Source organism: Polaromonas naphthalenivorans CJ2 (genome assembly GCF_000015505.1).
Classification (GTDB): Bacteria; Pseudomonadota; Gammaproteobacteria; order Burkholderiales; family Burkholderiaceae_C; genus Polaromonas; species Polaromonas naphthalenivorans.
Genome location: NC_008781.1, coordinates 3,730,599 through 3,751,041 on the forward strand (window position 1 = coordinate 3,730,599; position 20,443 = coordinate 3,751,041).

Here is a 20,443-nt window from a genome sequence, read left to right on the forward strand (position 1 = left end):
CCTCAGACCTGCTCGGTGCGGGCGCGTTTGGCAATCGGCCAGTCCCAGGGCTTGAGGACAGGCGCAAGCTCTTTCGCGGTCTGCTCGATCCGGTCCATCTCGGAGCCGGTCAGCCCGGCATTGAGCGTCAGCCGCACCATGGCCCGGTTACGGCTGGTGGCGGGCGCGCAAAAAATGGCGCCGAAAATCTGGCGCTCTTCCAGATGGTCGCGCAGCACCATGGTGGCCGGCTCGGTGCCGGTTTCCAGCGCAATGATCTGCTGGCTGCCCTGATGGATGGGGTAGCCTATCTCCGACAGGCTGGCGCGCAGCCGGCGCGTGTTGGCATGCAGCCGCACCCGCTCGGCGTCGCTGCGCTTGACCACCTCCAGCGTGGCCGCCAGGCCGGCGATTTCGTGCGGCAGCAGGCAGGAGCTGAAAATGTTCGGGTAGCTGTTGTGCAGCACGTAGTAGCGCAACTCGGCCGGAATGGTGAAAAACCCGGCCCGGCCAGCAAACGCCTTGGCCAGGCTGGCGGTGATGAAGTGCACCCGGTCCGTCAGGCCCAGTTCAGCGCACAGCCCCGCGCCCTGCGGGCCATGGGTGCCCAGCGAATGCGACTCATCGACCAGGATGGTGCAGCCATGCTGCTCGACCACCTCGACCATCTCCCGCAGCGGGCACAGGGCGCCCGTGGTGCTGTACACCGAATCCACCACCACCACGCCGGGTCCGTGGCGGGCAATCATGCGCGAGAGGTGCGCGGGGTCGTTGTGGCGAAATGCATACGCCGGCGCACGCGCCGCACGCACGCCTTCCCATAAAGAGGTGTGGGCCAGGCTGTCAAGATAGACAGGGGTCTGTTCGTCGGCAATCGCCTGCAGCAGCCCGACATTGGCCGAGTAGCCCGACTGGCAGACAAAGCCGTCTTCCTTGCCCACCCAGGCCGCCAGGGAGGCTTCCAGCGTCCGGCACGGGTGCGCATCAAGCAGAAAAACACCCGACTGGATCACGCTTTCATTGCTGTGCTGCAAGCTGGCCATCTGCGCCCGGACGATGTCCGGATTGCCCGACAGGCCCAGGTAATCATTGCCGTCGAGCCGGATCGACTCTGATCCGGGATTGCGCCCGTGCAGGATGGGTTTGCCACCCCACTGGCTTTGCCAGTGGGCCATGAATTTCTGCTCAAACCGCTCGCGCAGGCGCGGCAGCAGAGGTGGGTTGCGGTGAATCCGGGGTTCGAGGCTGGGGTTGTGGTCGAGTACTTGCATGGGGCTGCTCCTTGGTTAAAGAGAGCCCATTGAAAACTTTTTACAAATATTTACGGTATTTACCCTGTTAGAACTGACAGGGTCAGGCCTAAATGATCTCAATCACTCCAAAAACATGCCTGCCGTGTGGTAATGAAATGCACTTTTATTTCTGCATCCAGGGCAAGCCCCGCAAACGCCAGCCGCCCAGACGGCCGCGCTGCGCCTGCCCGTCAGCGTCGCCTTCAAAGCCTTCAAGGATGTTGTAGGCCTCCAGCCCCAGTTCCGTGGCCCGGCGGGCCGCAGCCACGGAGCGCACACCGCTGCGACACAAAAACACTACTTTTTTGCCGTCGGGCACGGCCGCTTTCAGTTCCTCGTCAAAGTTGGCATTCAGCGCCATGCCCGGCCACTGCTTCCAGGCCAGTGCCACGGCGCCCGGCACGAAACCCACCCATTCGCGTTCGGCATCGGTGCGCACATCGACCAGCACCGCATCGCCCGACTGCAGCCATTGCCAGGCCAGCGGCGGCGCAATGTCGCCGGCATAGCCGGTTGCGGGGCGCACCTGCGTCCCGGAAACATCGAAAGAGGGATCGGTTTTCATGAAAACTCCTGTCATGGGTAAAGTGAAAGCCCGACTGCCCTCCCCGCTCAGGGCGCGGCGTCAAGCCTGAAAATAAGTGTATTGCGTCAAGCCTGCGCAGGCAGGCAAGGGGGAAATGCCGGCAATGCCCGCGCAGGCGTGCAAAATCAGGCCGACCGAACCACCTTAACCACCTCGCGGAGACCTGATGTCCTCAAAAGCTGCCGATACCCCTTCCGCGCCGGATGCGCCCGCCAGCAAGGCCGAACGCAAGGCGCTGTCCGATCTGATCTCCCGGTGGCAGCCTCCCCTGGCAGAGCCCGGCGCAAACAACAAGAAAAGCAAGGCCTGCAGCCTGGACGATTTCGACCCGGCTGCCAAGCCGTTCTCGACCGGCGACAAGGAACGCGACAAGGAAGCGGTCGAAGCGCTGGCCATCGAGCTTGACACGCTGCAAAACCTGTTTTACGCCGACCGTCGCCACAAGCTGCTGGTCATTTTTCAGGGCACCGACACCTCGGGCAAGGACGGCACGCTGCGCGGCGTGTTCAGCCGCATGAGCCCGCTGGGCGTGCATACGGCGGCCTGGAAAGCGCCCAGCGAGGACGAGCGCGCACGCGACTACCTGTGGCGCATCCATCAAAAATTGCCGCCCGCCGGCGAGATCATGATCTTCAACCGCAGCCACTATGAAGACGTGCTGGTGCCGCCGGTCAACGGCTGGATCACGCCGGCGCAAACGGCGCAGCGCTACCAGCAGATCAATGATTTTGAACGCCTGCTCAGCGAGACCGGCACGGTGATCCTGAAGTTCATGCTGCACATCAGCTTCAAGGAGCAAGGCGAGCGGCTGCAGGAGCGCATTGATGACCCGACCAAGCGCTGGAAATTTGCGCTGGGCGATCTGGACGCGCGCAAGCAGTGGAAGCAGTACCAGCAGGCGTATGAAGACCTGCTCAATGCCACCAGCACGCCCTGGGCGCCCTGGACGGTGGTGCCGGCCGACTCCAAGACGCACCGCAACCTGATGATTGCCACGCTGGTGCGCCAGAGCTTGCAGCAGCTTGACCTGCGCTACCCGCCCGATGACCCGGCGCTCAAGGGCCTGAAGGTCACCTGAAAAACCGAAGGCTTGCAGGCGGGCCAGGCACCGCCGTCCAGCCTTGGTTTAAAGCATTTTCAGCCTTTTGCGCAATACCAGCATGCGCAAGCAGCTATACTTTTAATAGCCAATTCTATTGCCAGTCAATGCCCGCCGCCCAGATAGGCCGCCCTCACCGCCGGGTCGTCGCGCAGCTTGTCGGCCTCGCCATGCACCGAGATGCGGCCGTTTTCGAGCACGTAGCCGTAGTCGGCCACCTTCAGCGCGGCGGCGGCAAACTGCTCGACCAGCAGCATGGTGACGCCGCGCGACTTCAGGTCGGCAATGATGCGGAACACCTCTTCGACCAGAATCGGCGCCAGCCCCATAGACGGCTCGTCGAGCAGCACGATCTCGGGGTTCAGCATCACGGCGCGCGCCATGGCCAGCATCTGCTGCTCGCCGCCCGACAGCGTTCCGGCCAGCTGCATGCGCCGCTCCTTCAGGCGCGGAAACAGCTCCATCGCGCGTTCCAGGTCGCCCTGCACATCGCCCTTGGGGCGGCTTCCGGTCAGGCGCGGAAAGGCGCCCAGGATCAGGTTGTCGGTCACGCTCATGGTGGCGAACACGCGCCGGCCTTCGGGCGAATGCGCCAGACCCTGCTTGGCGATGGTGTAGGACTCCAGGCCATCGATGCGCTTGCCGTGCAGGTTGATCTGGCCGGCGGTCGGCTTGATCATTCCCGAGATGGCGCGCATGGTGGTGGTCTTGCCGGCGCCGTTGGAGCCGATCAGCGTGACCACCTTGCCCTTGGGCACTTCCATCGAAATGCCGTGCAAAACCTGCACCTTGCCGTAGCCGGCCTCTAAGTTCTTGATACTCAACATGCTTGTCTCCTTCGCTTATGCCGCCGTGCCGCCGAGGTAGGCCTCGATGACCTTTTCATCCGCCTGCACGTCGGCCGGCTTGCCCTCGGCGATTTTCTGGCCGAAGTCGAGCACCGACACCGTGTCGCACATGCTCATCACCACGTCCATGTGGTGCTCGATCAGGATCACGGTGATGCCGTGGTCGCGGATCTTGCGGATGATGGTGACCAGCTCCTTGATGTCGGGCGCGGTCAGGCCGGCCGCCGGCTCGTCGAGCAGCAGCAGTTGCGGGTCCAGCGCCAGGGCGCGGGCGATTTCCAGCAGGCGCTGCTTGCCGTAAGGCAGGTTGCGCGCTTCCTCGGCGGCCAGATCGGCCAGGCCGACAAACTGCAGCAGGCCCATGCCGCGCTGAATGGCCGAGCTTTCCTCGCGCTTGTAGCGCGGCGTGTGCAGCGCCACATCAACGATGTTGCTGTCAAACGTGTGGTGCAGGCCGACCTGGACGTTTTGCAGCGCCGTCATCTCGCCGAACAGCTGCACGTTCTGGAAGGTGCGCGCAATGCCCGACAGCGCGATGTCCGACGACGTGCGCCCGACCACCGAGCGGCCGGCAAAGTCGATGCTGCCGGCGGTCGGCACGTAGATGCCGGTCAGCACATTCATCATGGTGCTCTTGCCCGAGCCGTTCGGGCCGATCAGGCCGTGGATGGTGCCGCGCTGGATGCGCAGATCGACCTGGTTGATGGCCTTGAGGCCGCCGAACTGCATCAGTATGCCCTTGGCCGTCAAGAGGTCGCTGCCCTTCTCGCCAGCACCGGCGGCCACCGAAATGGCGTCCTTGCCCGTGTCAGCGCCGGCCCGGCTCAGGCCTTCAGGCGCAGGCTTGCGGACATGGAACAGCGCGCGCACAAAGCCCACGATGCCGTCCTGCAGGTAATACACGACAAACAAAATCATCAGGCCAAAGATGCTCAGCCGCCAGTCGGTGATCGACTCCAGCCAGAACGCAAAGCCGGCCAGCGCCATCGTGCCAACCACCGGAATCGCCATCGCCCTGGGCGTGGTGATCTTGCGCGCCACGCCGACGATGGCGCCCACCAGCATCAAGACCGCCAGCCCCGAGGCGACGATCCGAAACAGCTCCAGGTCGTCGAGCAGCTTGGGCAGGATCACGATGATGGCCGCGCCCAGCAAGGCGCCCGAGCGGGTCTTGCGCCCGCCCATGATGACGGCCAGCAAAAACAGCACCGTCAGCTCGAAGTTGTAGGTATTGGGCGAGATGTACTGCTCCGAATACGCATACAGGCAGCCGGCCAGCCCGGCAAAACCGGCGCTGATGACGAAGGCATAGACCTTGTAGCGGTACACCGACACGCCCATGCAGTCGGACGCCACTGGGCTGCCGCGCAGCGCCTCGAACGCGCGGCCCAGTTGCGACTTCAGGATGCGGTCCACCACCACCAGCGACACCACCATGAGCGCGAACACCAGCCAGTAAAAGCCGTGTTCATCGAGCTTGTAGCCGGCAATCGATGGCTTGGGGATCGTGATGCCGAGCGGGCCTTCGGTCAGGAAGTTCATCTCGTTGATCAGGATCTGGATGATGGTGCCGAAAGCCAGCGTCACCATCGCCAGGTAAGGGCCGGTCACGCGCAGCGCCGGCAAGGCCAGCAAGGCGCCAAAACCGGCCGTCACCGCAATGCTGGCCGGAATAATCAGCCACAGCGGCGCGCCCAGCTTGAGGAACAGCACGCCGGCGGTGTAGGAGCCGACACCGAACAGCCCGGCATGGCCCAGCGACACCTGGCCGGTGTAGCCGACCACGATATCCAGTCCGTAGAGCAAGATGGCGTAGATCATGATCGTGCCGACCATGTGGATGTAATACGAGTTGCTGGTCATCAGCGGCACGGCCGCCAGCAGGGCCAGCCCGATGATGGCGGCGACAAGGGTCTTGCGGTTCATTCTTCAGACTTTCTTGATCGCGTTTTTACCGAACAGGCCGGCCGGCTTGAAAGCCAGCACCAGCAGCAGCAGGACCAGTCCGGGGACGTCCTTGTAGCCGGTGGACAGGTAAAAGCCGGTGGTGGTTTCGGCCACGCCCAAAATGATGCCGCCGACGATGATGCCCATGCCGCTGGTCAGCCCGCCAATGATGGCGACGGCAAAAGCTTTGAGGCCCAGCACCGAACCCATGGTGGCGCCGGTCAGCGTCAGCGGCGCGATCAGCGCGCCGGCAAAAGCGGCGGTGGCCGACGACAGCGCATACGAAAAGGTGATCACCAGCCCGGTGTTGATGCCCATCAGCTTGGCGGCGTCGCGGTCGTTGAAGGTGGCGACCACGGCCTTGCCGTAGATGGTCTTGCGGTTGAAGAACTCGACCGCCAGCATCATCAGCACGGCGCCCGCCACCACCAGGATTTCCATCGGCAGCACATTGGCGCCAAAAACCTTGAGCGGCGACTCGGGCAGCGGCGAAGGAAACTTCAGGTCGTCGCGGCCCCAGATGTTTTCGGCCACGTTCTTGAAAATGATGCCCAGCGCAATCGTGGACATGATCCAGCCGAACTCGCTCTTGATCTTGATCGCCGGGCGCACGCCGATGCGCTCCACCAGGCCGCCCTGCAGCAGGCCGAACACAATCACCAGCGGCAGCATCAGCCAGTAATTGACGCCCATGTTGACCAGCGTCAGCCCGACCATGGCGCCCAGCATCAGCGCGTCGCCCTGGCCGAAGTTCAGGGTGTCGGACGTCTGGAACGTGAGCTGGTAGCCGAAGGCAATGACTGCATAGATCATGCCCAGCGCGACACCGCTGTAAATGAGTTGAAGCAGGATTTCCATAAATTCAGTTCCGAAAAAGGGGCTGCAAGCAATAAAAAAGCACCGCGTCGATTGGCGCGGTGCCCGGGGTTTAACAGTCGGTCAACTTACTTCTTGACGCGGATTTCAGAGGCTTTCTTCTGGTCGTCCGCGTAGGCGTACACCACGCGCTGGCCCTTGACCTCGCCGAACACCGGAATGTTGGCGGTGATGGCCTCGTGGTCCTTGGCGGTGAACGGCTTGTTGTAGGTCGTGATCACGCCTTCGACCGGCGTCTTCAGGTCTTCCAGCGCCGCCTTGATCTTGGGGCCTTCGGTCGAGTTGGCCTGCTTGATGGCGGCGGCCAGCAGGTAGATGGAGTCATAGCCCTGGGCCGCCGACACCGGCGAGTCGATGCGCTGGTTCTTCGGGTTGAAGGTTTTCAGATAGTTGATGATGAAGGACTGGCGCTTGGGCGTCGTCGGCTCCTGGATGAAGGTTTGCGGCATGCGCGCGCCCTCGCCGCCCGGCCCGGCGTTGTCGATGTAGTTGGCCATGGACAAGGTCCAGCTGCCGACCATCGGCACTTTCCAGCCCAGCTTGGTCATGCCGTTGGCGATCTGCGCCAGTTCGGGGCCGATGCCGTAGGTCAGGATGGCTTCAGCGCCTGCGGCCTTGGCCTTGAGCAGCTGGGCGGTCATGTCCACATCCTTGATGTTGAACTTCTCGGTGGCCACCGCCGTGATGCCCTTGGCTTTCAGCGCGGTTTCCAGGTCGGCCCGGCCGAGCTGGCCGTAGTTGGTCGAGTCGGCCAGGATGGCGACCTTCTTGAAGCCGCGCCGGGTCACGGCTTCCTCGACGATCATCGGCGCCTGGATGCTGTCGTGCGCGGCATTGCGGAAGATGTAGTTTTCAGGCTGGTCCTTGAACTGGGCGGTGATCGCGCTGCCGGTGGCGACGTTGTTCATCACCGGAATCTTGGCTTCCTGGAAGAAGCGCTGCGACGCCAGCGCCACGCCGGTATTGATGTAGCCGACGGTGGCGGTGACTTTTTCCTTGTTGATCAGCTCCTGGGCAATCTGCACGCCGCGCTCGTTCTTGGCTTCGTCATCGCGCTCGACGACCTGCAGCTTGCGGCCCAGCACGCCGCCGGACTTGTTGATTTCCTCGACCGCCAGCCTGACGCCGTCACGCATGCTCACGCCCATCGACGACGAGCCGCCGGTGAAGGGGCCGGACACCCCGATCTTGATCGGGTCGGCGGCAACGGCCAGGCCGGCAACGCTCAAAACTGCTGACGCAACCGCCATTTTGGCAAAACGAAAAGTCATGTTGTCTCCGAGAGTTATAGGGAATACAGGTCGATGCAATGCTGCACACGTGCCGTGCTGCCGGGTGAATTATGAATTTTTCCAATCGCAACAAGTCTCTGTTTTCCCCTACGCATTACTACTGAAATCACTGCTGAATGAAGGCGCGCGATCTTTCGCCTTGACGGGTCGAGCCCATCAAAGGTATGGTTTGCAAACCCGAAAACCGCCGGGCGCAATTCGCGCCTGCAAGCCGTTTCGCCATCCCCGCACGAAAGACCCATGCAGCTACGGCTCAAGATATTTTTGCTGTCGATAGTTCCCATGAGCCTGGCCTTGGGGTCCGTCATCCTGACGGTGCGGCACCAGACCCTGAAGCTGGCCAGGCAGGAACGCGACCTGGTCGAGTCAACGTATCTGGCCAGCAGGGAAGCGGAGCTTCGCGCCTATGTCAAGCTGGCTCAAAGCTCCATCGCGCCGCTGGTGAAAGACGTTTCCACGCCTGGCCGACAGGCCGAGGCGATGGCGATTCTGGCGCGGCTGGAATACGGCAAGGATGGGTATTTTTTCGTCTATGACATGGACGGAAACAACCTCATGCATCCCCGCCAGCCAGAGCTTGTCGGCAAGAACCTCAGGAACCTGAAAGACCCGTTCGGTGACTCGCCCATCCAGAACCTGCTGGCGGCCACGCGCAATGGCGGCGGCATCGTCAGGTACTACTGGGAAAAACCGTCCTCTCATCAAGTGGCCTTCAAGCTGGGCTATGTGGAGCCGGTGCTGCCCTGGGGCTGGATGCTGGGCACCGGCCTGTACCTTGACGACATTGAACAGGCCCTGAAAAGCATTGATGCGCAGGCGCAGCTCAACATCCGGGAAACCCAGGTTCGCATGTACGCCATCGCCATCGTTTCCATCATCCTGATCGGCCTGGCAGGCCTGGCGCTGAACATCAGCGACAACAAGGAATCGAGTGCCAAGCTGCGCCACCTGGCGCAGCGCGTCGTTCATTCGCAGGAGGAGGAACGGGTCAGGGTCGCCCGCGAGTTGCATGACGGCATCGTTCAGGTACTGGTTTCTTCCAAGTTTTTTCTGGAAACCGCACAGCTGCAACTGGAAAACCGGCTTGAGGGCCTGAAAGGCCAGCTCCCGCCGGTGCAGATCATCAGCCCGTTAAAGCGCGGGCTCGAACGGCTCAGTGAAGCCTTGATCGAAGTGCGCCGCATCTCCCATGCCCTGCGCCCGGCCTTGCTCGATGATTTCGGTCTTGGGCCGGCCATCGAGGTGCTGACCAATGAAGTCCGGGAGCAATGCAGTTTCAATCTCCGGTTTGCAACCAGCGGCGAGCCGTGCGCCTTGCCGCTGAGCCAGAGCACGGCGCTGTTTCGCATCTCCCAGGAAACCCTGACCAATGCAAAACTCCATTCGGGCGCAGCCAACGTCCTGGTGGAACTCATCTACCATCGGCGCCATGTCAGCCTGTCGATCAAGGACGACGGCAAGGGCTTCGATGTCAGGCAGATACAGACCGACCACAAGAGCGGCATTGGCCTGCGCAACATGCGTGAGCGCATGGAAGGCCTGGGCGGCACACTGAAGATTTATTCGGATGGCAAGGGCACGCAAGTCCATGCGTCATTGAAGACGTCTCCCGAACACCTCCATTTGAAAAAGCAAGACTATGCAAGAGACGATTCGCCTCATCCTGGTGGATGACCACCCCTTCGTGCGCGACGGAGTCCGCATGCGGCTGGAAGCCACGGACGACATCCGGGTGGTCGGAGAAGCCGGCAGCGTTGACGAGGCCATGCAACTTGCCACCGATCTGGGTGATGAGCGCGCACCGCATATCGTGCTGACCGACATCAGCATGCGCGGGATGAGCGGAATTGAACTGGCCGCCCTGTTTCAGCATCGCTTTCCGGGCATTGATGTGCTGGTTCTGTCAATGCACAACAACCTTGAATATGTCAAACGCGCCATCGAGTCAGGCGCCAAAGGCTATGTGCTCAAGGATGCGCCCGCCCAGGAACTGGTCAACGCGATTCGGGCCGTCCATGCCGGAGAGACCTTTTTCAGCCCCGAACTTCAGCAATACACAGAAGGGTTCCGGGCGTCCAGCGGCGGGAACAGTCCGCTGACGCCGAAAGAATCGGCAACTCTGGCCTGGCTGGCATGCGGCTATTCCAACAAGCAAATTGCCCGGGAGTTGAGCATGTCAGTGCGCACGGTTGAAACTCACCGGCTCAATCTGCGGCGAAAACTGCGCATCACAGGACAGGCAGAACTGGTCAAGTACGCAATCGACCACATGCTGCCGCTGAAGAAGCTGCAAGCCACCCGCGACGAGGTGTGATTCCTGAAGCATTGCGGCGACCTGCTTGCCCTGAAATGCTTTCAACAGTTTGACAACTGCCCCGAAAAATAAAAATTACGCTGTAATTTTGTAAATTCCCGTCAGTCCATTGAGGCTTCCCGGAAAATTTACGCCCATTTTAGTTGACGTTTACGTAAACGTAATATCATCACGGCTTGGCACCTCAGGGTGCTTTTTTCCACCCCCCCCGAGGAGACACCCCATGACCGACCTGTCCGCCGACTACAAGGCCCTTGCCAGCTACCGCCCCACGAACAAGGTGCGTTTCGTCACCGCCGCCAGCCTGTTCGACGGGCACGACGCGGCCATCAACATCATGCGGCGCATCCTGCAGGGCATGGGCGCCGAGGTGGTGCACCTGGGCCACAACCGCAGCGTCGATGAGGTCGTGACGGCCGCGCTGCAGGAAGACGCGCAGGGCATCGCCATCAGCTCCTACCAGGGCGGGCATGTGGAGTATTTCAAGTACATGGTCGATCTGCTCAAGAGCCGGGGCGGCGAGCACATCCAGGTGTTCGGCGGCGGCGGCGGCGTCATCGTCGGGCCGGAAATCCGCGAACTGCAGGCCTACGGCGTGGCGCGCATCTTCAGCCCCGAGGACGGCCAGCGCATGGGCCTGGCCGGCATGATCGGCGAGATGGTGATGCGCTGCGACCAGGACCTGTCCAGCTTTGCGCCCACCGGCATCGAAGCCATCGAAGGCCACGGCGAGATGAACTGGCGCTCGCTGGCCCAGCTCATCACCGCGCTCGAAGATGGCAAGGCCGATGAGGCGCTGGTGCAGGCGGTGCGGGAACAGGCTGCTACGAAAAAGATACCGGTGCTGGGCATTACCGGCACCGGCGGCGCGGGCAAGTCGTCGCTGACCGACGAGCTGATCCGCCGCCTGCGGCTGGACCAGGGCGACCAGCTGCGCGTGGCGCTGATCAGTATCGACCCGTCGCGCCGCAAGAGCGGCGGCGCGCTGCTGGGCGACCGCATCCGCATGAACGCCATCAACCCGTGGAGCCAGGGCCAGCGCGTGTTCATGCGCTCCCTGGCCACGCGCGACTTCGGCAGCGAAATCAGCAAGGCGCTGCCCGACGTGATTGCCGCCTGCAAGGCCGCCGGCTTTGATTTGATCATCGTCGAAACCTCTGGCATCGGCCAGGGCGACGCCGCCATCGTGCCGCATGTCGATGTGCCGATGTACGTCATGACACCCGAGTTCGGCGCGGCCAGCCAGCTGGAAAAAATCGACATGCTGGACTTTGCCGAGTTCGTCGCCATCAACAAGTTCGACCGCAAGGGCGCGCTCGATGCCCTGCGCGACGTGGCCAAGCAGGTGCAGCGCAACAAGGAAGCCTGGACCACGCCCGCCGACCAGATGCCGGTGTTCGGCACCATGGCCGCGCGCTTCAACGATGACGGCGTGACCGCGCTCTACCAGGCGCTCAAGCCCCGCCTGGGCGCGCTGGGCCTGAGCTTGACCGACGGCACGCTGCCGCTGGTGGCGGTTCGCCACAGCACCAACCAGACGCCGGTCGTGCCGGCCGCCCGCACCCGCTACCTGGCCGAGATCACCGACACCGTGCGCGGCTACAAGCAGCGCGGGCAGGCGCAGGCCCGGCTGGCCAGGGAAATCCAGCAGCTGCGCGCCACGTCAAGCATGCTGACGGCAAGCAAGTCCGACACCTCTAATGCCGTTGACGCGGTAGTCAAGCTGGCCGTCGAGCGCGAACAGACGCAGGATCCGTCGGCCAAAAAACTGCTGGCCCAGTGGCCCGAGATGCAAAAAGCCTATGCCGGCGACGAGTACGTCGTGAAAATCCGCGACAAGGAAATCCGCACCGCGCTGACCAGCAAATCCCTCTCCGGGACCACCATCCGCAAGGTCTGCCTGCCCCAATACGAAGACCACGGCGAAATCCTCAAGTGGCTGGTGCTGGACAACGTGCCGGGCAGCTACCCCTACACCGCCGGCACCTTCGCCTTCAAGCGCGAGGGCGAAGACCCGACCCGCATGTTCGCCGGCGAGGGCGACCCGTTTCGCACCAACACGCGCTTCAAGCTGCTGAGTTCGGGCATGGCCGCCAAGCGCCTGTCCACCGCCTTCGACTCGGTCACGCTCTACGGCAACGACCCGGACCCGCGCCCCGACATCTACGGCAAGGTCGGCAACTCGGGCGTGTCGATTGCCACGCTGGACGACATGAAGGTGCTGTACGGCGGCTTCGATCTGTGCAGCCCCAGCACTTCCGTGTCGATGACCATCAACGGCCCGGCGCCGAGCATCCTGGCGATGTTCATGAACACAGCCATCGACCAGAACCTGGAAAAGTTCAAGGCCGAGAACGGCCGGGAACCCACCGACACCGAAATCGCCAAGATCCGCGAATGGGTGCAGGCCAACGTGCGCGGCACGGTGCAGGCCGACATCCTGAAGGAAGACCAGGGCCAGAACACCTGCATTTTCTCGACCGAGTTCAGCCTGAAGGTGATGGGCGACATCGCCGAATACTTCGTGCACCACAACGTGCGCAACTTCTACAGCGTGTCGATCAGCGGCTACCACATCGCCGAAGCCGGCGCGAACCCGATCAGCCAGTTGGCCTTCACGCTGTCCAACGGCTTCACGTTCGTCGAAGCGTATCTGGCGCGCGGCATGCACATCGACGACTTCGCGCCGAACCTGAGTTTCTTCTTCAGCAACGGCATGGACCCCGAGTACACCGTGATGGGCCGCGTGGCGCGCCGCATCTGGGCGGTGGCGATGAAGGAAAAATACGGCGCCAACGAACGCAGCCAAAAGCTCAAGTACCACATCCAGACCTCGGGCCGCAGCCTGCACGCGCAGGAGATCCAGTTCAACGACATCCGCACGACGCTGCAAGCCTTGATCGCGATCTACGACAACTGCAATTCGCTGCACACCAACGCCTTCGACGAAGCCATCACGACACCGACCGAGGACAGCGTGCGCCGCGCCATGGCGATCCAGCTGATCATCAACCGCGAATGGGGACTGGCCAAGAACGAAAACCCAAGCCAGGGCGCGTTCATCATCGAGGAATTGACCGAACTGGTCGAGGAAGCCGTGCTGACCGAGTTCCAGAACATCGCTGACCGGGGCGGCGTGCTCGGCGCGATGGAAACGGGCTACCAGCGCGGCCGCATCCAGGACGAGTCGATGCACTACGAGATGCTCAAGCACACCGGCGAGCTACCGATCATCGGCGTCAACACCTTCCGCAACCCGCACGGCGACGCGGTGCATGACAAGCTGGAACTGGCGCGCTCGACCGACGAGGAAAAGCAGAGCCAGCTCAGGCGCCTGGCGGATTTCCACACCCGCCACGCAGCCCAGGCGCCAGCGCAGCTCAAGCGCCTGCAGCAGGCGGTGATCGAGAACAAGAACGTCTTCGAGGTGCTGATGGACGCGGTGCGCGTGTGCTCGCTCGGGCAGGTCACCAATGCGCTGTTCGAGGTCGGCGGACAGTACCGGCGCAATATGTAATCGGCAGACACGGCCCGGATTTCCGGGCGCAAAAAACCCGGACAACCGAAGCGGATCGCGCTTCGGTTGGTCCGGGTTTCTTTTTGGGCGGAGCGCAAGAGGCTGCGCCCAATCCGTGGCTTAACCCTGGTGGGGGCGCTTGCCTGGGTTTTTCTTGCTGCGGGTGTGCGAACCGCGCTCAAGGCTGATCTTCTGGCCGTTGCCAGTGGTGATGGTGTAGCCTTTTGGCGGCACTGGCTTGGGGGCGCAGATGTCGGCCTCGACTCTGATTTTCTTGGACATGGAAGACTCCGGGTTAAAAATGGCTGAATTGCTGATTTTAAGCCACAGCGCGCCAACTGCGGCGCTTGTGCGGCTTATGGCAACGCCCGCCTTACTCGATGGTGGCCCCCGAGGCCTGCACAATGCCCTTCCATTTCTGGTAATCGGTCTTGAGCAGCGCTGAAAACTGTGCGGATGTCATGACTTGCGTTTCCGCGCCCTGGGCATTGATGGCCGCCTTCATGTCGGGTGTGGCCAGCAGCTTGTTGACCTCGGCATTCACCGTGGCGACGATGCCTTCAGGCGTTCCGGCCGGCATGAACAGGCCGTACCAGGTGCTGACGTCAAAGTCCTTGTAGCCAGACTCGGCCACGGTAGGCACGTCGGGCATCGAGGTGCTGCGGCGCGCCGACGTGACCGCCAGGGCGCGCAGCTTGCCGGCCTTGATCTGGCCCATGGCCGAGGGCAGCGACGACACCATCAGGTCCACGTTGCCGGCCAGCACGTCCATCATCGCCGGGTTGGAGCCCTTGTAGGGAATGTGGCGCAGCTTGATGTGGGCCGCCGTGTTGAAGATTTCGCCGGCCAGGTGAATCGTCGTGCCGTTGCCCGGCGAGCCATAGGTGATCTGGTCGGGCGCGGCCTTGGCGGTAGCCACCACGTCGGCCAGCGTCTTGAATCGGGAGTTGACGCTGGTGACAATCACGACTGGCGTGTAGGCCACATGCGCCACGGCCACAAGGTCTTTGGTCGGGTCGTAGCTCAGGTTCTTGTACAGCCAGGGCGCCACCACCATGTTGTCTTTCTGGCCCATGACCATCTCGTAGCCGGTGGGCGCTGCTCTGGCAGCCTCGGCGATGCCGATGGTGCCGCCGGCGCCGCCCCGGTTGTCGGGAATCACCGTCCACTTGCTGACCTCAGTGAGCTTGTTGGCCACCAGCCGCGACAGGATGTCGGTGCCGCCGCCCGGCGGGAACGGCACGATCATGCGGATTGGCTTGGCCGGGTACGAGGCGGCTTGCGGCTGGGCCTGCACGGCGCTCAGCGCGCACGCCAGCAGGGCGAATGAAAAAATCTTTTTGAACATGAGGGTTTCCTGTGAAGCTTCCAAGCGGGCTGCGCTCAGTGGGACGCGCACCATTTTGGACAACGCAATCCGCTGCATTTTAGGGGCCGGTTTTCCCACGCTACCTATGGATAGCCCTTGATACCCACAAACCGTTTCCATGCAAGCATGGTTTCGTGCCGCCGCACAAGATACTCACCTGAACCTGAAATTACGAAAAACTACTTAAGGGTCTAACCGGGTAGCGTGTGACATATAGCGTGACTACGATGAACATCCAAGCTTCGCGAAGCCATGGCGCAGGGATGCGCAGCCGGCTCGTCAAGTCAATTCAACCTGCCGGAGAAGCAATTTGCCAGTGGAGTTCATTCTTGAAACGCGAGGCTTGACCAAGGAATTCAAGGGATTCGTTGCCGTCAACAACGTGGACCTGAAAGTCCAGCGCGGGCACATTCATGCGCTGATCGGCCCCAACGGCGCCGGCAAGACCACCTTCTTCAATCTGCTGACCAAGTTCCTGACGCCCACGCGCGGCAGCATCACCTTCAACGGCAACGACATCACCTTTGAAAAGCCGGCGCAAACCGCGCGGCGCGGCATTGTCAGGTCGTTCCAGATTTCGGCGGTGTTCCCGCACATGACGGTGCTTGAGAACGTGCGCGCCGCCCTGCAGCGCAACCTGGGCACCTCGTTTCATTTCTGGAAGGCCGAGGACACGCTCTACCCGCTGCACGACCGCGCGCGCGCCCTGCTCGACGAAGTTGATCTGGGCCAGTTTGCCGACATGCTGACGGTGAACCTGCCCTACGGCCGCAAGCGCGCCCTGGAACTCGCGACCACGCTGGCGCTGGAGCCCGAGCTGATGCTGCTGGACGAGCCCACCCAGGGCATGGGCCACGAGGACGTGGACCGGGTCACGCAGCTGATCAAGAAGGTTTCCGCCGGCCGCACCATCTTGATGGTCGAGCACAACATGAACGTGGTCTCCTCGATTGCCAACCGCATCACGGTGCTGCAGCGCGGCACCATCATCGCCGACGGCCCGTATGCCGAGGTCTCGAAAAACCCGCTGGTCATTGAAGCCTACATGGGCAACGCCGACGCCGCCTTGCAGGGAGCCCACTGAGCATGACCAAAGAACTGCTGCGCATTGAAGACCTGCACGCCTGGTATGGCGAGTCGCACATCCTGCACGGCGTGAACATGACCGTCAACGAAGGCGAAGTCGTGACCCTGCTGGGCCGCAACGGCGCCGGCCGCACCACCACGCTGCGCGCCATCGTCGGCATGACCGGCGCGCGCAAGGGCTCGATCAGGATCAACGGCGAGGAAGCGCTCAAGCTGGCGCCGCACAAGGTGGCCCGGCTGGGCGTGGGCTACTGCCCCGAGGAGCGCGGCATCTTCGCCAGCCTCTCGACCGAGGAAAACCTGATGCTGCCGCCGACGATTGCGCCGGGCGGCATGAGCGTGGCCGAGATCTACACCATGTTTCCGAACCTGAAGGAGCGCGCCCACAGCCCCGGCACGCGCCTGTCGGGCGGCGAACAGCAGATGCTGGCCGTGGCGCGGATTCTGCGCACCGGCGCGCGGCTGCTGCTGCTCGATGAAATCTCCGAAGGGCTGGCGCCGGTGATCGTGCAAAAGCTGGCCGAGATGATCCTGGCGCTCAAGGCCAAGGGCTACACCATCGTGCTGGTCGAGCAGAACTTTCGCTTTGCCGCGCCGCTGGCCGACCGCTTCTACGTCATGGAACACGGACAGATCGTCAAGCAGTTCGCGCAGGCTGAGCTGTCACAGAACATGGCCATGCTGCAGGAATTCCTGGGCGTTTGACCCCAGTCCGGCCGCCCGTGAAAGCATCCGGTTTTCCATTCACTTTCCCCGACCAATAATTAACCAGGAGACCTCCCATGAAACTCAACGCTATCGCCTTCGCACTGGCCATCGGATTTGCCGCTGCCGCATCCGCGCAGGACACCGGTCCCGTCAAGATCGGCTTCATCACCGACATGTCCAGCCTGTATGCCGACATCGACGGCCCGGCCGGCGGCGAAATGGTCAAGTGGGCGGTGCAGGATTTCGGCGGCAAGGTGCTGAACCGCCCCATCGAAGTGCTGACCGCCGACCACCAGAACAAGGCCGACGTGGCCAGCTCCAAAGCCCGGGAGTGGATCGACAAGGACGGCCTGTCCATGCTGATCGGCGGCACCAACTCGGGCACGGCGCTGGCCATGGCCAAGATCGCCGAGGAAAAGAAGCGCCCGTTCATGGCCATTGGCCCCGGATCAGCCCGCCTGACCAATGAAGCCTGCTCGCCCTACACCGTGCATTACGCCTACGACACCGTGGCCCTGGCCAAGGTCGCTGGCACGGCGCTGGTAAAGGCCGGCAACAAGAACTGGTACTTCCTGACGGCTGACTATGCCTTCGGCCACTCGCTGGAGGGCGATGCCTCCACCGTGGTCAAGGCCAACGGCGGCACGGTCGTCGGCGCGGTACGCCACCCGCTCAATGCGTCCGACTTCTCTTCCTTCCTGCTGCAGGCCCAGACCTCTAGGGCGCAGGTGCTGGGGCTGGCCAATGCGGGCGGCGACTTCACCAACGCGATGAAGGCGGCGCGGGAATTCGGCATCAACAAGACCATGAAGATCGCCGGCCTGCTGGTGTTCATCAACGACGTGCACAGCCTGGGCCTGGCCAATACCGAGGGCCTGCAGCTGGCCGACAGCTGGTACTGGAACCAGGATGACGCCTCGCGCAAATTCGCCAAGCGCTTCTTCGACAAGTACAAGCGCATGCCGTCGAGCCTGCAGGCCGCCGACTACTCGGTCGCCACCAATTACCTCAAAGCCGTGCAAGCTGCCGGCACCACCGACGGCGACAAGGTGATGAGCGCGCTCAAGGGCATGAAGATCGACGACTTCTACAACAAGGGCCAGATCCGCGCCGACGGCCGGATGATCCACGACATGTACCTGTACCAGGTCAAGTCGGCCAAGGAATCGACCGCACCGTGGGACTACTACAAGATGGTTGCCAAGATCCCTGGCGAGCAGGCGTTCACCACGCCAGCCGAGTCCAAGTGCGCACTGATCAAGAAATAAGCTGACAGCACCCGAAGGCGGCTGGTTGCACAAGTGACTGGCCGCTTTTTTTTAATATTCCCAGGCATGAACTGACGGGCTTCCATGGAAATTTTCGGCATTCCTCATCAAGCATTCCTGGGCCAGCTGCTGCTGGGCCTGGTCAACGGCGCGTTCTACGCCATGCTCAGCCTGGGGCTGGCGGTCATCTTTGGCCTGCTGGGCGTGGTCAATTTCGCGCATGGCGCGCTGTACATGCTGGGCGCGTTTGCCGCCTGGATCATGCTCGACAAGTTCGGCATCAATTACTGGTTCGCGCTGGTGCTGGCGCCGCTGGCGGTCGGCGCCTTCGGCGTGGTGATTGAGCGGCTGTTCCTCAAGCACCTGTACAAGCTCGACCCTTTGTACGGCCTGCTGCTGACCTTTGGCCTGGCCTTGATTGTCGAAGGCGTTTTCCGCGAACTGTATGGCGCTTCGGGCCAGACCTACCCGGTGCCCGAACTGCTCGCGGGCGCCACCAACCTGGGCTTCATGGTGCTGCCGAACTACCGCGCCTGGGTGGTAGCGGTGTCGCTGGCGGTGTGCCTGGGCACCTGGTTCATCATCGAGCGCACCCGGCTGGGTGCCTACCTGCGCGCCGGCACCGAAAACGCCGCGCTGGTGCAGACCTTCGGCATCAACGTGCCGATGATGGTCATGCTGACCTACGGCGCGGGCGCGGCGCTGGCCGCGCTGGCCGGCGTGCTGGCCGCGCCCATCATCCAGGTCAACCCGCTGATGGGCTCGAACCTCATCATCGTGGTGTTTGCCGTGGTGGTGATCGGCGGCATGGGCTCCATCCTGGGCTCGGTCGTCACCGGCCTGGCGCTCGGGCTGGTCGAAGGCATGACCCGCGTTTTTTACCCCGAGGCATCGAATATCGTGGTGTTCGTCGTGATGGTGCTGGTGCTGATGGTTCGCCCAGCGGGTCTTTTCGGCAAGGAGGCTTGAAGCCATGAACAATGCAATGACTCAACCCGTGACCCCATCCCCCATGACCAAGCCCCGCAGGACCCAAGCCGCCAACACGACACGCATCACCTACCTGGCCCTGCTGACGCTGCTGCTGGTCGCGCCGGTCATCGGGCTGTACCCGGTGTTTGTCATGAAGCTGCTGTGCTTTGGCCTGTTTGCCTGCGCCTTCAACCTGCTGCTGGGCTTTACCGGCCTGCTGTCGTTTGGCCATGCCGCATTTTTCGGCTCGGCCGCCTACGTCACCGGCTGGTTCGTCAAGGCGCAAGGCTGGACGCCTGAAATGGCGATTCTGGCCGGCACCGTCGGCGCCGGGTTGATCGGCCTGGTGGTTGGCCTGGTGGCGATTCGCCGGCAGGGCATTTACTTTGCCATGATCACGCTGGCGATTGCGCAGATGGTGTATTTTTTCTGCCTGCAGGCGCCGTTCACCGGCGGCGAGGACGGCCTGCAGGGCGTGCCGCGCGGCAACTTGTTCGGCATGCTCTCGCTGCAGTCCGACAACGCCATGTATTACTTCGTGGTCGCTGTCTTTGTGCTGTGTTTCCTGTTCATCTCGCGCATCGTGAACTCGCCGTTTGGCCAGGTCCTGAAGATGATCCGCGAAAACGAGCCGCGCGCTATCTCGCTGGGCTACCAAGTGGACCGCTACAAGCTGCTGGCCTTCGTGCTGTCGGCCGCGCTGGCAGGCCTTGCGGGCTCGCTGAAGACGCTGGTGATGGGTTTTGCCACGCTGTCGGATGTGCACTGGTCGATGTCGGGCGAAGTGATCCTGATGACGCTGCTGGGCGGCGTGGGCACCTTCTTTGGCCCGGTGATGGGGGCTGGCATCGTGATTTCGCTGCAGAACCTGCTGGCCGACAAAGTCGGCTCCTGGGTCACGGTCATCATCGGCGTGATCTTCGTGCTCTGCGTGCTGGCCTTCCGCAAGGGCGTGGTCGGCGAGTTGCAGGCCTTCCGGGAGCGCCGCAGCGCGGCAGCGCAGGCGGGCTCGAAACAGGCCTGATCCACAGACAGACAAGCGGCCCGGAAAAAGTGCGCGCAACACAGGTTGCAGCGCACTTTTTTTATTGCGCTACGCTTTTAATAGCTTCCTATGCATACGCAGCAAGCGCAAAAGCCACTTTTGATATAAAAAAATGAGTTGCCGGGCGCCACAGCCTGACGCTTTTGCACTTGACCCGGCCCATTGCCTTTAGTGGCACCCCTCCCCTTTGCCGGCAGTGAATCGCTCGATGCGCGGCATGAAGCCGCCTTGTCCCTGCTGTATGC

At 62.5% G+C, this 20,443-nt stretch carries 17 protein-coding genes; 9 read left to right on the forward strand and 8 right to left on the reverse strand.

The genetic code is table 11. The features are described from left to right. Positions 1 to 2: 2 nt before the first annotated feature. Both cqsA and PNAP_RS17555 read right to left on the reverse strand, forming a co-directional pair. Positions 3 to 1,250, reverse strand: a complete 1,248-nt coding sequence (gene cqsA, locus PNAP_RS17550) for an alpha-hydroxyketone-type quorum-sensing autoinducer synthase (RefSeq protein ID WP_011802883.1) — start codon at positions 1,248 to 1,250, stop codon at positions 3 to 5. A 145-nt stretch (positions 1,251 to 1,395) separates the two neighbouring features. Further along, the gene (locus PNAP_RS17555; protein ID WP_011802884.1) at positions 1,396 to 1,836 is read right to left on the reverse strand and encodes a rhodanese-like domain-containing protein; all 441 of its coding nucleotides are present in this window, start codon (positions 1,834 to 1,836) and stop codon (positions 1,396 to 1,398) included. 187 nt (positions 1,837 to 2,023) lie between these two features. On the opposite strand from PNAP_RS17555, the gene PNAP_RS17560 reads away from it, so the two are divergent. Beyond that, a complete protein-coding gene (locus tag PNAP_RS17560; RefSeq protein ID WP_011802885.1) occupies positions 2,024 to 2,935 on the forward strand; it encodes a PPK2 family polyphosphate kinase in 912 nt (303 codons plus the stop codon). A 125-nt stretch (positions 2,936 to 3,060) separates the two neighbouring features. Here PNAP_RS17560 and PNAP_RS17565 read toward each other — a convergent pair whose 3' ends face one another. From PNAP_RS17565 to PNAP_RS17580, 4 genes are all read right to left on the reverse strand, one after another. Then, positions 3,061 to 3,783, reverse strand: a complete 723-nt coding sequence (locus tag PNAP_RS17565) for an ABC transporter ATP-binding protein (RefSeq protein ID WP_011802886.1) — start codon at positions 3,781 to 3,783, stop codon at positions 3,061 to 3,063. 15 nt (positions 3,784 to 3,798) lie between these two features. After that, positions 3,799 to 5,730, reverse strand: a complete 1,932-nt coding sequence (locus tag PNAP_RS17570) for a branched-chain amino acid ABC transporter ATP-binding protein/permease (protein ID WP_011802887.1) — start codon at positions 5,728 to 5,730, stop codon at positions 3,799 to 3,801. A gap of 3 nt (positions 5,731 to 5,733) precedes the next feature. Continuing rightward, on the reverse strand, positions 5,734 to 6,609 hold the full coding sequence (locus PNAP_RS17575) for a branched-chain amino acid ABC transporter permease (RefSeq protein ID WP_011802888.1): 876 nt from the start codon (positions 6,607 to 6,609) through the stop codon (positions 5,734 to 5,736). 86 nt (positions 6,610 to 6,695) lie between these two features. Further along, complete coding sequence (locus PNAP_RS17580) at positions 6,696 to 7,898, reverse strand: ABC transporter substrate-binding protein (protein WP_011802889.1); 1,203 nt, start codon at positions 7,896 to 7,898, stop codon at positions 6,696 to 6,698. 261 nt (positions 7,899 to 8,159) lie between these two features. On the opposite strand from PNAP_RS17580, the gene PNAP_RS17585 reads away from it, so the two are divergent. From PNAP_RS17585 to icmF, 3 genes are all read left to right on the forward strand, one after another. Next, the gene (locus tag PNAP_RS17585; RefSeq protein ID WP_011802890.1) at positions 8,160 to 9,593 is read left to right on the forward strand and encodes a cache domain-containing protein; all 1,434 of its coding nucleotides are present in this window, start codon (positions 8,160 to 8,162) and stop codon (positions 9,591 to 9,593) included. After that, positions 9,559 to 10,233, forward strand: coding sequence for a response regulator transcription factor (locus PNAP_RS17590; RefSeq protein WP_011802891.1), 675 nt, complete (start codon positions 9,559 to 9,561; stop codon positions 10,231 to 10,233). The genes PNAP_RS17585 and PNAP_RS17590 overlap by 35 nt, the downstream gene beginning before the upstream one ends. 223 nt (positions 10,234 to 10,456) lie before the next feature. Beyond that, complete coding sequence (gene icmF / locus PNAP_RS17595) at positions 10,457 to 13,750, forward strand: fused isobutyryl-CoA mutase/GTPase IcmF (protein ID WP_011802892.1); 3,294 nt, start codon at positions 10,457 to 10,459, stop codon at positions 13,748 to 13,750. Positions 13,751 to 13,870: 120 nt separating this feature from the next. Here icmF and PNAP_RS27690 read toward each other — a convergent pair whose 3' ends face one another. Next, the gene (locus PNAP_RS27690; RefSeq protein WP_011802893.1) at positions 13,871 to 14,032 is read right to left on the reverse strand and encodes a hypothetical protein; all 162 of its coding nucleotides are present in this window, start codon (positions 14,030 to 14,032) and stop codon (positions 13,871 to 13,873) included. A gap of 91 nt (positions 14,033 to 14,123) precedes the next feature. Beyond that, positions 14,124 to 15,098, reverse strand: coding sequence for a Bug family tripartite tricarboxylate transporter substrate binding protein (locus PNAP_RS17600; protein ID WP_041377408.1), 975 nt, complete (start codon positions 15,096 to 15,098; stop codon positions 14,124 to 14,126). 331 nt (positions 15,099 to 15,429) lie between these two features. Here PNAP_RS17600 and PNAP_RS17605 point away from each other — a divergent pair, with 331 nt between their 5' ends. The 5 genes from PNAP_RS17605 to PNAP_RS17625 all read left to right on the forward strand — a co-directional run bounded on the left by PNAP_RS17605 (position 15,430) and on the right by PNAP_RS17625 (position 20,177). After that, complete coding sequence (locus tag PNAP_RS17605) at positions 15,430 to 16,203, forward strand: ABC transporter ATP-binding protein (RefSeq protein ID WP_011802895.1); 774 nt, start codon at positions 15,430 to 15,432, stop codon at positions 16,201 to 16,203. Between the two features lie 2 nt (positions 16,204 to 16,205). Then, positions 16,206 to 16,910, forward strand: a complete 705-nt coding sequence (locus PNAP_RS17610; RefSeq protein WP_011802896.1) for an ABC transporter ATP-binding protein — start codon at positions 16,206 to 16,208, stop codon at positions 16,908 to 16,910. Positions 16,911 to 16,987: 77 nt separating this feature from the next. Continuing rightward, positions 16,988 to 18,181 carry an ABC transporter substrate-binding protein gene (locus tag PNAP_RS17615; RefSeq protein WP_011802897.1) on the forward strand — a complete coding sequence of 398 codons (1,194 nt, stop codon included), beginning with the start codon at positions 16,988 to 16,990 and terminating at the stop codon, positions 18,179 to 18,181. A gap of 84 nt (positions 18,182 to 18,265) precedes the next feature. Further along, on the forward strand, positions 18,266 to 19,150 hold the full coding sequence (locus tag PNAP_RS17620) for a branched-chain amino acid ABC transporter permease (protein ID WP_011802898.1): 885 nt from the start codon (positions 18,266 to 18,268) through the stop codon (positions 19,148 to 19,150). 43 nt (positions 19,151 to 19,193) lie between these two features. Then, complete coding sequence (locus tag PNAP_RS17625; protein WP_198140651.1) at positions 19,194 to 20,177, forward strand: branched-chain amino acid ABC transporter permease; 984 nt, start codon at positions 19,194 to 19,196, stop codon at positions 20,175 to 20,177. Positions 20,178 to 20,443: the final 266 nt, after the last annotated feature.